The organism is Serratia sp. Je.1.23.a (genome assembly GCF_051129805.1).
GTDB lineage: Bacteria > Pseudomonadota > Gammaproteobacteria > Enterobacterales > Enterobacteriaceae > Serratia > Serratia liquefaciens.
Genome location: NZ_JBCPSR010000002.1, coordinates 192,107 through 207,461, shown reverse-complemented (window position 1 = coordinate 207,461; position 15,355 = coordinate 192,107). Strand labels below are relative to the sequence as shown.

The following is a 15,355-nucleotide window of genomic DNA, read 5'->3' as shown; positions in this document are numbered from 1 at the left end:
TAAAATTTTCTCAGCCTGGAAAAGTATTATCGGAGAGATTTTCATGATTATATTTCAGGTGTGAAAGTTTTACCCGAGCCTGTCGCTCGCAATGTAAAATAGGGATTGAGCCGCTATCAATCCTGGTGAGAGTGTCGCCAAGCAAAACGGGCGATTCTTTACTTTTCACTCCATGAACGGATACATATCTCTGAGTTTCGTCGTACCGGATATGTATGCAAGGCCAGCTTATGTCCGCTGAGCTATTGATAACCTGAAGTGGTCAGTATGGCTGGTTTTACCATGAAGCATTGGTTTTCCGATGGGGCTTTTCGTTCCATCTTACGTAACGCCGCTTATTTAGGTTCCGGCAGTGTAGCCAGCGCCTTGCTCGGGCTGCTTGCGCTTTCTTGCGCCGGCAAAGGCATGTCGCCTGAAATGTTCGGTGTTCTGGTTGTTATTCAAGCCTATACCAAAGCAGTCAGCGACTTTATCAAGTTTCAGACGTGGCAATTCGTTGTTCAATTTGGGACTCCGGCGCTGGAACGCCAAAACATTCAACGCTTTCGTGACGTCATTGCATTTTCGTTCGGTCTGGATATTGCCAGCGGCACCATTGCGGTACTGGGCGGCATGTTGCTGCTCCCTTTCCTTTCGCACGCCTTAGGGTTGGATACCGAAAGTTTCTGGCTCGCGATCCTTTACTGCACCTTAATCCCGTCGATGACGTCGTCCACCCCTACGGGAATTTTACGCGCATTTGATCGCTTCGACCTGATTGCCGTTCAGCAGGCCATCAAGCCCTTCCTGCAGGCCGTCGGCAGCGTGCTGTCCTATTATTTTGATTGGGGATTTCCAGGGTTCATCGTCACATGGTATGCCTCCAACTTGATCGGCGGCACGCTATTTTGGTGGTTCGCCGCGCGTGAACTGCACCGCAGAGATATTCATAACGCATTGAAACCACGCCTATTCAAAACCGCACGTCGTATCGAAGGCGCCTGGAATTTCGTCTGGACCACCAATTTTGCCCATACTATTTGGGCTACCCGTAACTCGTGCAGCACGGTGTTAGTCGGCGTCGTTTTGGGGCCGGCCGCCGCCGGGCTGTTCAAAATCGCGATGACCTTCTTTGACGCCACGGGGACCCCGGCCAAGCTGCTGGAAAAAAGCTTCTACCCTGAGATCATGCGTCTGGATCCCCGAACCAGCAAACCCTGGATGCTGGGCCTCAGATCGGCGTTGTTGGCTGGAGGCATAGGTCTCGCCGTGGCGCTGCTGGTCATCGTTGTAGGTAAGCCATTAATTTCCTTTGTGTTCGGTCAGCAGTATTTGCAAGCCTATGATTTAATCCAAATCATGCTGGGCGCCATTATCGTTTCCATGCTGGGCTTCCCGCAGGAATCCTTATTGTTCATGGCGGGCAAACAGCGGGCCTTCTTGATTGTGCAGACTTTTTCTGCGGTCGCCTATATAGCGCTGCTGGTGGGCATGTCTCATCTGTTTGGTGTGCAGGGTGCGGCCTTCGCTTATCTGGCAGGCCAATGTTTGGACGTTTTATTGACGCTCATACCGACGATAGGCGCTTACCGTAATCGCTATTTACTGGGATTCAATGTATCCAGAGAGAGTAATCAATGATGAATAGCAGCAACGGGAAAAAATTCTCTGCTGAAACTACGCAGTTACTGTTTATTGCCGTAGAGACGGATGACATTGTTGATGCAAATATCAGTTTGCCACAACATATTGATTTGCAATGTTCCTATGAGAGCATTCAGGATAATTACGCCCTGTGCCTGCAATTTTGGGAGGACGGTTTCACCCGACGAGAACTCCTGGGCTTAGTAAATGATTTTCTTAAGGATTCAGACTTACCCGCCGCGACGCGCATGCGCTACAAATACATTCGCGCGCGCTATAAACACTTACGCTTTGCCCAGCGTCTTTACAGCAAAAAGCACAGTGCCGGCCGACTTTTTCACACCACCACCGTGGTGCTCGGCCATTTTCAGGACGCGTTTCGCAATGGCAACCAACAGAACCTGAAATTTTACGGCAATCTTCTTCGGCTGCTGCTCAGCAGGCCGGTCTGGTCGCTGGTGAATTATGCTTTGCGGCATATTCAGTTAGAAACCGAGAGTGATTTTATTGCCTACCGGCAGGAACAAATGCGCGCGCTCCAGGAGCTCATTGTCAACCCAGAGCTCACGGGAAAACAGTTCCACGACGTGCGGAAAATCGTCAGCCAGCAAGTCTCTTTTTACGACACGCTGAGGTCGATAGATCCAGGTAACCGCGAGGCTCTGCAGATCTCCAGATTCCTGGCCGCGATTAACGGGCTAATGGGAGATCGCCACGATGTGATGGTGGCGGACAAGCTGGCGGGGGGGAAATCCTATGACGAACCCACAATGCTGGATGTCGATATCCGCCAACGCCTGGAGTTACTTCTCGAGCGCTATCCTATGTAACTGTTACTGGGGGGGAATTACCGCTCCTCCGCCGCAGCCATTGATAAATTAGGGTTATTTTCATGATGCTACGCAGGTTACTGCCCTTGTCACTGCTGCTGTTGCCGCTGATGGCATCCGCGCATAATTTTGTTCAGGGTAAGCCTGTCGTACCGGTTGTCATCGCCGATCGGGGTGAGTTGCTGCTTGAAAATGACACTTTCAGCTATAAGAAATGGGACAGTGCAGAACTGGTAGGCAAAGTGCGGGTGATCCAGTGCATCGCCGGCCGTACCTCGGCCAAAAAGAAGAACTCGATGCTGATTACCGCCGTCAAAGAGGCCAACTTTCCAAACGACCGTTTTCAGCCCACCACCATCGTCAATACTGACGATGCGATCCCCGGCACCGGTTTTTTCGTCCGCGGCAAAATTGAGAAAAACAAAAGGCATTATCCCTGGGCGCAATTTATCGTCGATAGCGATGGGCTGGTACGTCAAGCCTGGCAACTGCCAGAAGAGAGCTCAACCATTTTGGTACTGGATAAACAAGGCCGCGTCCAATGGGCAAAAGACGGTGCTCTGACCCCTGATGAGGTTAACCAGGTCATCGCCCTGCTGCAAAAGCTGATTAACCATGATCAATCATGATGAAACACGGGCTGAAAGCCGGTCTTCTTCCGCAAAACATGCGTTTGATAATAAGGGACGTCTATAACTTATGGTGTTGATTGAGCGCTATATCATGGTTGAAATCCGCCGATTGGTGATGATCATCGTGGGTTTTCTGATTTTCATGTTTGCCAGTTATTCGGCCCAGCGCTATCTCACCGAGGCCGCCAACGGCACACTGGCGCTGCACATCGTATTCGACGTTGTCTGCTATAAAATATTGATTGCCCTGGAGATGCTGCTGCCGGTAGGCCTCTATGTTTCCGTCGCGGTGGCGCTGGGGCAGCTCTACAGCGATTCCGAAATCACCGCCATTCACGCCTCAGGTGCCAGCCCGTGGCGGCTGTACAAGGCGGTGTTGGTACTCGCCATTCCGCTGGCCCTGTTTGTCACCCTGCTGTCCCTGTATGGCAGACCCTGGGCGTACGGCAACATTTATCAGTTGGAACGCCAGTCGCAATCGGTGCTGGATGTCAGCCATCTGCAGGCGAACAAGTTTAACGTTAATGGCAGCGGCCGAATGATCATGGCCTCTCGCATTGACCCGGCCTCAAACCACCTGACGGATGCATTGATTTATTCACGTTCGGCCAATAATACCAGCCTCTATCGGGCTCATTCCGTCGAGGTCATAGATCCTTCGCCTTCAAGCCCCTCCGTGATACTGAAAACGGGCACGGCCTATGTGCTGGAGCGCAAAGGTACCGACGACAACATGCAGAATTACAATAACTTCAAGATATCACTGAAGCCCTTTATCGAAAGCCTGGAAGTGAAGCGCAAATCAGCCTCGCTGGGGGAACTGTCGCGCTCATCGGATCCCGCGGACCGGGCAGAATTACAATGGCGAGAAAGCCGCGGCGTCACCACTCTGCTGATGGTGTTATTGGCGATCCCCTTTAGCCGCATCAAACCCCGCCAGGGGCGTTATGCCACCTTGCTGCCCCTGACGATGCTGTTTACCGCCATTTTTTATGGCGGGAATATCTGTCGGACATTGGTCGCTAACGGGACCCTCCCCACCACGCCGGGCGTCTGGCTGGTGCCGATACTCATGCTGGCTGGGATGCTGATCCTGATTGCGCGCGATTTTTCCCTGCTGCGGAAGCCCTTGCGATGAACATCTTCAGCCGTTATTTGATCCGTAATCTCTTTATCGGCTTTGCCGCCGCGGCCGGATTGTTAATCCCGTTGTTTACCACCTTCAATCTGATCAATGAACTCGAGGACGTCACCCCTAACGGCTACCATTGGAACCAGGCATTACTGGTGGTGTTGATGACATTGCCCCGAAGCCTGGTGGATCTGGGGCCCTTTATCGCGCTGCTTGGCGGCATCATCGGGCTGGGCCAAATGTCGAAAAGCCTGGAATTAACGGCAATCCGCACCGCCGGTTTTTCAATTTTCCGCATTGCTCTGGTAACGCTCTACGCCGGCCTGTTTATCAACCTGTCGTTAGGCGCACTCGATGAATGGGTCGCTTCTCCTCTGCAACAACGCGCATTGCAGCTTAAAGACGGCGCCCTGGCAAAAACCGGCAATGCCACGGATGCGGGTAACGCCCTGTGGGCCCGAAAGGGCAATGAATTTGTTACCGTGAAATCTCTGGACGAGCATAGCCAACCCGTCGGGATTGAGATATTCCGCTACCAAGACGACCTCACGCTGGAGTCCTATGTGTATGCGGAGACGGCCACCACGGCCGATAACGGACTGTGGACGCTGCATAAAGTTATGCAGAAAAAATGGGACAACAAAAAAGAGAGCGTACAAACCCAGGATACTTTGCTCTGGCAATCCCTTTTTGCCGGAATGAACCTCAAAGGGCTGACCTTGCCTGCCGACAGCTTCTCCATCAAACAGTTGAAACAGTACATCACCTACCTGCAAAGTTCGCAGCAACCCAGTACCGAGTACCGGATCGCGTTATGGCAAAAATTGGGCCGTCCCCTGTTGGTCCTGGCGATGATTTTATTGGCCATCCCCTTCACCTTCAGTATTCCTCGCGCACCCGGGCTAGGCAGCCGTTTAGCCGTAGGGGTGATCGTGGGGTTGCTGACCTACATTATCTACCAGATTATCCTCAACCTCGGGCTGCTGTTTTCGCTCAATGTTCCACTCACGACGCTGGCCCCACCGCTGTTGCTGCTGCTGATAGCTTTAGCCTTGGTTTACCGCTTCGATAAACAACACTAGGGCCTGTCCCTCAGTCCACCCTGAAGGTGGCGAGGGACAGGATTCAACCAGCGACAGAATCAGAATTGATACAGGGCATTCAGGTAAAAGCCTGCGCCGACGCTGTTATCGGTCAACGGGCTGCGGCGTGCCCCTGCGGTCAGGGCATAGAGCTTCATCCCGCCCTGCAACGCCAGGTGAGGCTGCAGTTGCCAGGTCAGACCGGTTTTGAGCGTCACATCCCGCATGCCCCCACCGGTGTGATACTCACGAAAATCGGTACGTGCCGCCTGTTCGCCTGTCACCCCGAAGTGAGCCATCATGTCGTCCTTATCACCCCAGGTGCCGTATAGCGCGGAGTCCAGCGTCAGCGCAGAAGACAGCGGCAATGCGCTGGAGGCCCCCGCTTCAAGATACGCCGTGTGCCCCAGATCCTCGCCACCGTATTCACGGCTGCGGGTCGCTTGCCAGCCGCGAACAAACAATCGACTGGCGGAGAGCCCCCAGTAGGCTTCCGCCCCCACCATCGCTGAGTTGTCCAGATCCCCCATCCCCTTCAGGTAGCTGTTGTGGCCCGCCAGGGTACGGATTTTTTCCTTGCGGCCAGGATCATAACCCACCAACAGCGCTACGCCGAACGTCGACAGGTTCGGCAGATCCCACCGCAGTCCTTCAGGAAATGCTGCCGTAAACGTGCCCCAGTTCTCCGTCGGCATCACGGCTTTCGCCACCAGTGAAGGGAAAACCGCGTAACGCGAGGAGCCTTCATACAGCGGGCTGACCACCACCCCGGCCCCCAACGCAAAGGTAGGGATCGCCTCGCTTGCAGCCGAATGTGGCGCAACAGAGGTACTGACCGCCTGCTCCACCGGCGCAGCTGCCTTTGCACACAACGGTAGCGCAGCCATCAACCAAAAAGCATGGACCCGCTTTCTTTTGCTAATTGCCATAATGTCATTCTTCCTTAAATACTCGTCTGTTTCGCGGTCAGGTCGCCCTTTATTCCGGCAAGCGAAAATAAGCGCCGAACACGCCTCATCCGGTTATTGTTTTAAATATGGAAAATTAAAATCCGAGTTTACCCAACCCCATTAATAATGGTTTTCACCTTGCTAGCAGTTTCTTAAATAGCCCCCCTTATTCTCTGCCTGTAAATAGAAGCCAGCCCAAAAGCCACTAAACATGTGAAAGTGGCTTGCAAAACAATTCAATGATAAACAATTACTCAAGCTGTTAATTTAAAATCACAACTTAATTCACGCTGCCAGTGGCACAATGATATTATTTTTAAATTAAGGTTTTTTATTCCACTCTCTGAGCAGTATTAATTATTTTTGGCGGCACGCAGGCTGACAAGCCTTTAGAGAGATCGTTATATTTCCCCTGTTAAAATCTGCCGCTCACCCCCAATATTGGCCCCTGCTGCACCACGTCATACACGAAGCCGTCATGGCGATAGTCGACCCCCATCGCCCGGTAACCGGCCACCGCAGAGAAACCCGACATAAATTCCCACCCCACCAATCCTGCCACATCCCAGTCCAATCGGGACTGCCCGCCCCCGGCCAATCCCCAGGCCGACAGCCAGACTGTCGGCGTCAGCGCATAGTGCCCGCGCAATCCCGCGACCGCATCTATCCAGGTCGCTCGATCGCTACCCGATATCCCGCCGGCATCTCCCCCCTGGAAAGTTAACCGGGTGCTGCTGTACCAGACCCTGGCACCGCCGGCGGCATCAAGCCGGCCACCGCCTTTTTCCAGCAGGGTATATCCCCCGCCCAGGAACCCGGACACCGTCCTGTTATCCACCTTCAGGCGATCTGCCGGCGCGCCATCGGGTAAATCGTTACGGGTCGTGGTATCGATGTACATCAAGTCCACCAGCAGGCTGTAACGCCCTTTACGCGCCTCCCCCATGCCCATCACCGCCACATCGAGATCGCGGGCGATGTCGGAGAAATCAGTTTTCATAAACTGCGTTCCGGTCGACCGGTGGCCGATATCTCCCCGGATCCCTGCGGCCCATACATAAGGCGCGAATGTGAACTGCCATTCGTCCGCCGCCTGATAGCCCGCAGATAACGGTTGAACCGCCTCTGCCGGGAAGCTGATAACGCCAGAAACTAATAACGCAGCGGGCAGGAAGCGTCCGGCACACCTGTTTGATCGATTGTCACCGTTCATCATGACCATGGCCCTCTCAATGCATACTCAGGGAGAGCGCAACACGTTCAGCCGCGCAGGATTCGGTAGGTTTCAGGCTCGCCCTGGTTGCCTCCTGCACCTCGCGCTTCGCGGCAGCCAAATCTGCCATAAAAGCGGGATTGCCGTGCAGAACGGCTACCGTGGCGGCGCCCATGATGCGGCCCGCGTCCACGTCACTTTGCCAATGCGCATCACAAATCACACGGCTTTGGCCAAAGGCCAAACCGCGGGCCAACAGCTCTGTCGCCCGTGCCGGCTGGATTTCGGCCAACACCAATCCCCACGCCCAGCCTGCCGCCGAGTGCCCGGACGGCCAGGAACCGTCATTTTTCAACAGGGGCTCCATGTCCTTGCGGCAGGTTCCCTCGTTGTGCTGTACAAACGGGCGAGTACGGTTATAGGCGTTCTTTCCGGCATAGGTTGAGCCACCGGCATCCGTCAATACGCGCTGCATCATAGAGTAGAGGTGCGGGGTATTTTTCTGGTTGATGTCAGTGCCCAGCGCGCACGAAAACGCCTGAGCCGGGGCCGGGAACGTCAACTCGGCATCCGTCGCGGCCAGCTTTTCACGAGCGCTGCCGCGTAAAGCCAATGCGGCCCGCCTGGCTTCTTCATCGCGTGCGAAAGCCGCAGAGTCCGGTTTTGGCGGTGCCCCCAGCAAGGCTAAATGCACCGGTAGGCTGGCGGGTTCCAGGTAGCCTGGCGCCAGCTTAAAATGGGGGTCCGTAATCACCGGGCCCGTGTCATTCGCCGCCGCAATGCCGGAATACAACAGACCGGCTAACGGCGCGATCAGATATAAGGGATGACATGATTTTTTCATTGTTGCCTCCAGATTCGTTTTATGCCGCAGGGGGAATGGCACTCTCATTGCCTCGCATTAATTCCCCCACCGTGTTATTCGGTTCAGGACGGAATTCTCTGCCGCGAAAAAACAGCCAAATCATGAATACTTGCCCCGGCCACGTTATAAATCAATCGCTACCGGGGGCGATTATTTTCAGCCATGCAAGCTGGTCGCCTCGACTAAATAGAACGGATCACTGCGGCTGTGGGAAATGCCATTTACCGTTAAGAATTTCGTTACCAGGCTGATAAAGCCTGACGGTATAATTCCAGCCTGGCATTGTCGGCAAACAGTTGGCAATCTTGCCGTCGCAGCCCCCAAATTGGATCATAATCGAGCCATCATCACTTTTTTTAGCGGTGAGGTTATTTAACGAATAAGCATCATAGGGGTTCTTTTCAAAATAACCGGCGGCGTTATAAACGCTCACGGACCAGAAACTTTTAACCGGAACCTGCCCGACCTTGAGCCGATAAACGGTTTTCCCATCATTTTTCGGCATCACGCCGCCGAGATAGATGGCGTCCTTGCTCGGATTGCCGCCCCAGCCGGAAGCTGTGGCAATCAAATGCTGAATAGGATCAACCGAGCTCTTGGTACCAAAAGCCTGGTTATAGTTAGGAAGCGTAGCACCGAGTACCAATAGGGCATCGCGCATCTTTTTCTGACTCACCGGATCCCATTTCGGTACAACGAATTCCCCTGCCCGTGCCTGACTGACCTTGATGGCATCCTGCAGTACACGTACCTGCTCAAGGTCTTTGCGATCGGAGGGATCGACCAGCGTACGGATCGCGACAAAAACATAGCGAGTGCCGACCGCATCTTTGGTTAAAGTACGGCTGCCGGCGCCGTAAAAGACGGCGGGTACGTAGTGATCTTCATTGACCACCAGCATCGACATGAATCTTTTACCCGCTTCAGGCAAGCTGATGGTGACCGGGCCGGCATCAAGATCGAATACCGCACTCGAATAAAGCGTATCCCGATTCATACGGATGACACTTTGCGCGTCAATGGCAACGGGTTCGCGACTATGCACAAACCGTCCAAGGCCGCCCTCCTTCACCATATTGCCCATATAGAGATCGGACTCGGCACGGATAAAATTATCGACGCCCACCGGCATCATTTCGCCCGTGACGGATTGAGCGTTCGCACTTGCCAATGTTGCCAATGTGAGTGCGACCACGCTGGCCGTGGATAGATAAGTCATGTAACCCCCCTGATGGTATGAATTAATACAGTTTCCCAATGCCAATCCTTTCTTATTTTGCGATCTCTGAACACATCGCCAGCGACGCTAGGAATTGTCTTAGCGGACTGTATAAGAACGCCTCGAAAGAGACTTGCCATTTGACGCCAAAGATAAAGCCGGCAGGCATAAGGGACGCAAAATACAGGGGGAGATGGGCTTTATTTTTGCTGAGCGTTATCGATTGGGATAAATTGCTGCTGATGCAAAGCACCCAGAGTCGGATGACCCCAGGAGGCATTAAAATGAGGGAGAAATCTTTGGCGTGTTTGTGGCTGCGAGTAGGTTGACGCTCACCCTTTCTTTGAGGCTGAGCGGTAAAACGACGGTGTGCTTCCGGTCCAGCGTTTAAAAGCGCGAGTAAAGTGCGCCTGATCGCTGTAACCGACCATATAGGCAATTTCAGTCGCCGAGTATTTGCCGCTGGCCATGAGCTGCAGAGCTTCGCAGCGACGGGTTTCATCACGCAGGGCTTCGAATTCGACACCGCAATACTTGAGACGACGCTGCAGGGTTCTCGGTGACAGCCTGATGCTTTTGGAAATAACGGTAAGTTTAGGCTGCTCCGGATCGGCGATCCGCTTGATTAACGCGCCTGCCGTTTCAACCGTCGTCCGCAAGGCTTCAGTGGTTTTCCAGGCCTCATCACGGATATTTTTCAGCGGGATCTCGAGCAAATCGCGGTCGAACTCAATCATGTTGTAGTTCGAATTCATCACCAGATTCGGTCCCAGGCACTCTTCAAGCGCGTCGTCCCCTCTTTCCCTCGAGGACTTGATGTGAACACGGATGGAAGAAGGCTCGCCGGACATCAGCGGGACTTTTCTGAGCACCGCCAAACTGCCGAGGATAAATTGCCGCGGATCGGCTTCATATTGCCCGGTGAATTGGTGGATAAGTTTCGTCGTGCGGCCTTCGGTGACAATGTTTACTTCTCCCCCCTGATGCAGCATCGCCGCGTGGGTTGCCGCCAGCGCACAGGCCTGGGCGATATTCGTTGAGTTCATGATCATTTCGCCCCAAACGCCAAGCGAGCGAATTTCGGTCAGGTGCCCCACATAGGCGCCACCAAAAGGATCCTGCGTGATGGCAGCCATTTCATTGGCAATACGAAAACAGGCCGATCGCGGGATCCAGATATCGGGGTTTTGGAAAATGTTTGGGGAAATGCCAAGGCGTTGAAAGAACTCCAACGACGATACCCCTCGCATGGCCAGATAAGGGGCCATCTGGAGAAAACTTCTCAGCTTGATGGAAGGCGTAATATTCGTCATCGGCGTTCGCACCTGTTATTAAGGCCTACGAAGAGAAACTGTTTGAGCGCACAGAGCAGCGTCGGAGCAAAAACATTGCCCAACCCAAGCTTCTGATCGCAGCGTTATGTACGACGGATAACCAATTTTGAGGAGTATATCTGACCTTGGAGAAAAAACTATATCTTCGCGTAACGCGTTTCATTCGTAGTCCCCCAGCTCCATTCCCCTCCCGCGCAGAAGCCGCAATGCCGCTGTCTGTTTGAGCACAGCGGCACTCCATTAAGCCGCTCAATTCACCGGCAGCGCCAATACCTGATCGGTGGTTTTGATTTCGGCAAACACATCGGCTACCCCGGCCAGCGCGGCACGTTGCAGCACGGCGTGGTCGACAATTTGGTTGTCCCAGGTAGCCAGATCGCGGGTGGCGGTTGCATCTTCAGGAATAATCACCGTATATCCCAGCGGTACCGCGTCGCGCGCCGTTGATGAAACACACATATGGGTCATCAAACCGCTGATCAGCAGCTGCTTGATACCGGCCTGCTTAAGTTGACGATCCAGATCGGTACCGACAAACGAGCTGGGGGTGGCTTTGGTAATAACACGATCGCTGCCAGAGGGTTGCAGGTCAGGATGGAAATCGGCGAACTTGCTCCCTTCGGCAAACAGAGGGCCATTCGCCGGGCCAAGATGACGCACAAAAAACACCGGCATCTTATGCTGATGGGCGAAACTGACTAAGCGCTGCGTATTTTTCAACGCCTTAACGCCGTCGGGGATCGGCATTTTGCCTATAAAATATTCATTTTGATAATCAATCACTAACAGCGCCGTGGCATTGGCTGATAAGGATTGCGTTGGCTGGGCACCACTCAGGGTACGAATGGTCGGTGCGGCTGGCGTGTCGGCGGAAAAAGCCAGGCTGGAAGCCACCATCGAGAGCGTCAATGCGCTGCAAGCCATCAGTTTTTTCATTCTCATTTATCCTTGTTAGAGCAGAAAACAGCAGGCAATATCCTGCCAGGGTCGGGATAAATTCTGTGGGTTTTGGGGGCGTGATAACAGATAGTGCAACACCCAAAAGCGATACCATCAGGCCAAATTTCCTGCCGGCGTTTAACCATCAAAGGAAGCCGTATGTCGCCACTTAAAGTGGGTATCGTGGTTTTTAACAATATCATCCCGTTTCACCTTTCGGTCCCCTGTGCGGTCTTTGAGAAGGCGTTAAACGGCAAAGGCGAACCGGCGTATCAATTATTGATTTGCGCCACCGAGCCTGGGCCATTGAAAACCAACGCCGGCTTCTCGATTATCGCGGAATATGGGCTGGCGGCGCTGGCACAAGCCGATATGGTGATAGTGCCGAGCTGGAGCGATCCCGAAGTCCTGCCACCGACACAGTTAATCGATGCCTTACTTAGTGCCCATGCGCGCGGAGCCACTCTGGTCGGGTTGTGCATGGGGGCATTTGTTCTGGCGGCAGCCGGGCTGCTCACTGGACGACCGGCAACCACCCATTGGCGGTGGATGTCGGACTTCCTGCAGCGCTATCCGCAGGTCTCCGTAGACAAGAACGTGCTGTACGTGGATAACGACGATATCGTCACTTCGGCAGGAACCGCCGCCAGCATCGACTGCTGCCTGCATCTGGTACGCAAGCGTTGTGGCGCAGAGACAGCCAATGCGGTAGCCCGGCAGTTGGTGGTGCCGCCACATCGACAAGGGGGCCAGGCGCAGTTTATCGAGCAGCCGGTGTATAACACCGCCGGAGGGGACAGATTTATGCAAACGCTGAATTGGGCGACAGAAAATCTGCAGCAGCCGCTGACGCTGGACCAACTGGCGGAAAGAGCCTGCATGAGCCGCCGCAGCTTTACCCGCCGTTTTCAGCAAACCACCGGCACCAGCGTGATGCAGTGGCTGTTGAACCAACGACTGGCGATGGCGCAGCGCTTCCTGGAGAAAACTGACCAGCCGGTTGAACGCATCGCACAGGCTGCAGGTTTCGCCACTGCGCTGTCAATGCGCAGGCATTTTCAACGGCAGTTCAAAACGTCCCCGTCCTTATATCGCAAGGAGTTTCGGGTGACGGATCATTAAGAATAACGGCAGCGGTGTTTTTTTATCGCGTGAGGACGGGTGAGGCGTGGATCACAGACAAAATCATCTGTAAGTGATTGAATAATGGCGGAGAGAGGGGGATTTGAACCCCCGGTAGAGTTGCCCCTACTCCAGTTTTCGAGACTGGTCCGTTCAGCCGCTCCGGCATCTCTCCTTCAAGTGCTTGCTATCATGCCCCTTTTTGCGGCATTTTTACAGAGTTAGCCTCCAGCCGAATGTTCAAGTGACGATTTTACGAGCAACGCGATGATTAAATGGCCGTGGAAAACGCAACAACCGCAGGCGGAAACGCTTGCCCAGTGGCAAGACGCGCTGGCAATCCCTCTGCTTTCTCCTTTGGATGAGCAGGAACAACAGCGGCTGATTGCCGTTGCCGGGCAGATTTTACAGCAAAAAAGCATCGTCCCCTTGCAGGGGCTGCAGTTGACGTCACAGATGCAGGCACGCATCGCCCTGCTGTTCGCCCTGCCGGTGCTTGAGCTGGGTGCCGAATGCCTCGACGGTTTCAATGAGATCCTGCTCTACCCGACGCCCTTTGTGGTAGAGGACGAATGGCAGGACGACTTCGGCCTGGTGCACACCGGGCCGGTGGTGCAGTCCGGTCAAAGCTGGGAACAGGGGCCGATCGTGCTTAACTGGCAGGACGTGCAGGACTCGTTTGATCTTTCCGGCTTTAACCTGGTGATCCACGAAGCCGTCCACAAGCTGGATATGCGCAACGGCGGCAGCGCCACCGGTGTGCCCCCTCTTCCTTTACGCGACATTGCCGCCTGGGAACATGACTTGCACGCAGCAATGGAAAATCTGCAGGACGAGATCGACATGGTGGGCGAAGAAGCCGCCAGCATGGACGCTTACGCCGCCACCGATCCAGCCGAGTGCTTCGCCGTACTGTCGGAGTATTTTTTCAGCGCACCCGAGCTGTTGGCCAACCGCTTTCCGGCGCTGTACCAACATTTCACCCGCTTCTATAAGCAGGATCCGCTTGCGCGTTTACAACGGCTTCAGGCCGATAGCGGTGCGGAACTGCCTTAAGTCGGCCGCATTGCTCAGATGCTGAGCAGTCACACCGAATCGGCGAATTTAGCGTTGACACACTCCAGGTGGCTGGATATGATGCGCCCCGTTCAGACAATTCCTCTGTAGTTCAGTCGGTAGAACGGCGGACTGTTAATCCGTATGTCACTGGTTCGAGTCCAGTCAGAGGAGCCATATTAGAGAAGCCCGCTTAAGGAAACTTAAGCGGGCTTTTTGCTGTTCGGGATTACTGAATCTTTGACAGAATCCGATTTTATCCATAACGATGCCGCGTTAACGGTGTTCAGTGCTTTCGGCCAGGAAGCACTATAGCTTTTCTGAGGCTCACACAGAGTTGAAGAGTGGCGCAAGCTCTGCCCACCGATGACTATGGGCATCCAGACACTTTGTAGATCTCAGCAATCACCTGCATCGTTGCGTCTTCGAGCAGGCCTTCATTACGGCATAAAAACCAGCCGTGGTTTGCAATTTCTCTCTCGAACGCATGGGTACAAGCAACATGCTCTTCCAGCTTATGAATCACCGTACTGCTTAGCCCACGCGGTCGAGCCGCGGCCCTCGCCCATGAGATCTCAGGCGCAGTAACAACCCCGACATGCAGGTCTGGCGCTCGCACGTTTCGTTCAATGTTAAGTTGTAAAATCTCGGCAAATGGAAGCATCCGACGAAACGCGGCATCCGAGGGATACCAGCGATCCATCAAGATAATGCTGTCCGGTGGCTGTTTAGTCAGCACATGCTGGGAAATCCATGCACGGCTATCCGCAAAGCGCGCACAGACCTCCAGTTCCAAATCCAGAGTGGGATTTCTGGCGAGTTTGTTAACAAGGGCCATGGTTTCCGCCCTGTAGGGATCGCTTTTTTTCTCACAAAGTCGGATCACCTTCTTGTTGTCTGCCCTTAGTCTTTTCGTAATGGCTTCCAACAGTGTGGTTTTACCGGCGCCCTTGGGCCCATCCAGAGCAACAAACAGCTGACGACTCATTCTGCAAATGACGATTGATATACGGTTTTTGTAAAGCTTGAATCTGGCAAAAACATCTTACTTCCTTGGTATGAATAGCTGCCCTCCCTCTTGGTTCGTCGGGGCACCTGGCGCGTCAGCGCGAATCGGATCGAGGGATTTTATCAACAGACACCGATGAACATTCCGGCAATGGCGCTAACTCACCCGTTTAAAAACCCAGAATTACGGCCGTGCATGGTCATAGCCCATAGGTTGTGACCTGCGCGAGGTAGTTTAAGGGATCCGCTGACAAAACGGAAAGCATCCCCCACCAAGCCTGTTTTTAATGCAGAGGGGCGTTGATGGGCAGCTTTGAGGGGAAGCAGGCGCTCTGTGTTTTGAGGCTCAT

At 53.9% G+C, this 15,355-nt stretch carries 14 protein-coding genes and 2 tRNA genes; 8 read left to right on the top strand and 8 right to left on the bottom strand.

Features of this window, described 5'->3' with window-relative positions:
• Nucleotides 1-282 precede the first annotated feature (282 nt).
• From AAZT04_RS08715 to lptG, 5 genes are all read left to right on the top strand, one after another.
• Nucleotides 283-1,620 (top strand): lipopolysaccharide biosynthesis protein, encoded by a 1,338-nt coding sequence (locus tag AAZT04_RS08715; RefSeq protein ID WP_116691133.1) that lies wholly within the window; start codon nt 283-285, stop codon nt 1,618-1,620.
• Entirely contained in the window at nt 1,617-2,453 is an 837-nt protein-coding gene (locus tag AAZT04_RS08710) for a hypothetical protein (protein ID WP_082144857.1), read from the top strand. The genes AAZT04_RS08715 and AAZT04_RS08710 overlap by 4 nt, the downstream gene beginning before the upstream one ends.
• 62 nt (nt 2,454-2,515) lie before the next feature.
• Complete coding sequence (locus AAZT04_RS08705; RefSeq protein WP_434679714.1) at nt 2,516-3,082, top strand: YtfJ family protein; 567 nt, start codon at nt 2,516-2,518, stop codon at nt 3,080-3,082.
• A gap of 70 nt (nt 3,083-3,152) precedes the next feature.
• Nucleotides 3,153-4,223, top strand: a complete 1,071-nt coding sequence (gene lptF / locus AAZT04_RS08700) for an LPS export ABC transporter permease LptF (protein ID WP_273848608.1) — start codon at nt 3,153-3,155, stop codon at nt 4,221-4,223.
• On the top strand, nt 4,220-5,299 hold the full coding sequence (lptG, locus tag AAZT04_RS08695) for an LPS export ABC transporter permease LptG (protein ID WP_020827641.1): 1,080 nt from the start codon (nt 4,220-4,222) through the stop codon (nt 5,297-5,299). The genes lptF and lptG overlap by 4 nt, the downstream gene beginning before the upstream one ends.
• Nucleotides 5,300-5,358: 59 nt before the next feature.
• Here the strand turns inward: lptG and AAZT04_RS08690 are convergent, their stop codons facing one another.
• From AAZT04_RS08690 to AAZT04_RS08665, 6 genes are all read right to left on the bottom strand, one after another.
• Nucleotides 5,359-6,228, bottom strand: a complete 870-nt coding sequence (locus tag AAZT04_RS08690; protein ID WP_434679711.1) for a MipA/OmpV family protein — start codon at nt 6,226-6,228, stop codon at nt 5,359-5,361.
• A 436-nt stretch (nt 6,229-6,664) separates the two neighbouring features.
• The gene (locus tag AAZT04_RS08685) at nt 6,665-7,249 is read right to left on the bottom strand and encodes a hypothetical protein (protein WP_230090324.1); all 585 of its coding nucleotides are present in this window, start codon (nt 7,247-7,249) and stop codon (nt 6,665-6,667) included.
• Between the two features lie 229 nt (nt 7,250-7,478).
• Entirely contained in the window at nt 7,479-8,306 is an 828-nt protein-coding gene (locus AAZT04_RS08680; RefSeq protein ID WP_130016386.1) for an acid phosphatase, read from the bottom strand.
• A gap of 217 nt (nt 8,307-8,523) precedes the next feature.
• Nucleotides 8,524-9,546, bottom strand: coding sequence for a DUF1254 domain-containing protein (locus AAZT04_RS08675; protein WP_261158700.1), 1,023 nt, complete (start codon nt 9,544-9,546; stop codon nt 8,524-8,526).
• Between the two features lie 332 nt (nt 9,547-9,878).
• Nucleotides 9,879-10,859 carry an AraC family transcriptional regulator gene (locus AAZT04_RS08670; protein WP_041414736.1) on the bottom strand — a complete coding sequence of 327 codons (981 nt, stop codon included), beginning with the start codon at nt 10,857-10,859 and terminating at the stop codon, nt 9,879-9,881.
• A 270-nt stretch (nt 10,860-11,129) separates the two neighbouring features.
• Nucleotides 11,130-11,816 carry a cysteine hydrolase family protein gene (locus tag AAZT04_RS08665; protein WP_434679706.1) on the bottom strand — a complete coding sequence of 229 codons (687 nt, stop codon included), beginning with the start codon at nt 11,814-11,816 and terminating at the stop codon, nt 11,130-11,132.
• A gap of 162 nt (nt 11,817-11,978) precedes the next feature.
• Here AAZT04_RS08665 and AAZT04_RS08660 point away from each other — a divergent pair, with 162 nt between their 5' ends.
• Nucleotides 11,979-12,941, top strand: coding sequence for a GlxA family transcriptional regulator (locus tag AAZT04_RS08660; RefSeq protein WP_129983854.1), 963 nt, complete (start codon nt 11,979-11,981; stop codon nt 12,939-12,941).
• An 85-nt stretch (nt 12,942-13,026) separates the two neighbouring features.
• Here the strand turns inward: AAZT04_RS08660 and AAZT04_RS08655 are convergent.
• A tRNA-Ser gene (locus AAZT04_RS08655) sits at nt 13,027-13,116 on the bottom strand.
• 92 nt (nt 13,117-13,208) lie between these two features.
• Here AAZT04_RS08655 and mtfA point away from each other — a divergent pair.
• Nucleotides 13,209-13,997 carry a DgsA anti-repressor MtfA gene (gene mtfA / locus AAZT04_RS08650; RefSeq protein ID WP_115058509.1) on the top strand — a complete coding sequence of 263 codons (789 nt, stop codon included), beginning with the start codon at nt 13,209-13,211 and terminating at the stop codon, nt 13,995-13,997.
• A gap of 101 nt (nt 13,998-14,098) precedes the next feature.
• A tRNA-Asn gene (locus AAZT04_RS08645) sits at nt 14,099-14,174 on the top strand.
• A gap of 193 nt (nt 14,175-14,367) precedes the next feature.
• Here AAZT04_RS08645 and AAZT04_RS08640 read toward each other — a convergent pair.
• On the bottom strand, nt 14,368-14,985 hold the full coding sequence (locus tag AAZT04_RS08640; protein WP_048762326.1) for a dTMP kinase: 618 nt from the start codon (nt 14,983-14,985) through the stop codon (nt 14,368-14,370).
• Between the last annotated feature and the right edge of the window lie 370 nt (nt 14,986-15,355).